Genomic DNA, 530 nt, shown 5'->3' on the forward strand with positions numbered 1-530 from the left:
GGATAATCCGCTATTTTTTTTGAATTATTAAAAAGCACAATAAAAAGTGCCCAAAGAAATCAATCTGTAATATTACTGAAATATTTGTTCTCTAACATCGCCCGAAGTTTCAACTTAAGACCGAAAAACGAACTTAAAGGTCAACGGAGAAAATTATGATGAACCAAGCTACTTCAACAGCAGCGCCTATCTCGAGCACGACTCGTTGGTTACGCTGGGCTAACTTGGCATTCATGCTGCTTCTTCTAGCAGTATCTATGGTTGGTAGCGGTTTCAAATGGGCAACTGGCGACCAAGCAAAAGTATTGTTTGAGTTTGCATCTCACCCTATCGCTGGTCTTATGATCGGCCTAGTAGCAACAGCCCTAATCCAATCCTCAAGTACTGTAACTTCTATTATTGTGGGCTTAGTTGCAGGTGGTCTACCTGTAGAGACAGCGATTCCAATGGTAATGGGTGCCAATATTGGTACCACAGTGACCAATACTTTGGTTTCACTAGGTCACGTACGTTGTAAGGAAGAATTCAAG

The 530-nt window shown here is 41.5% G+C and carries 1 protein-coding gene; it reads left to right on the top strand.

Going from position 1 to position 530, the window contains the following annotated elements:
- Positions 1 to 155: 155 nt before the first annotated feature.
- A partial coding sequence (locus R7Q48_RS30680; protein WP_318134192.1) for a Na/Pi symporter occupies positions 156 to 530 on the top strand: 375 nt, incomplete at its 3' end.

The organism is Vibrio sp. 378 (genome assembly GCF_033339435.1).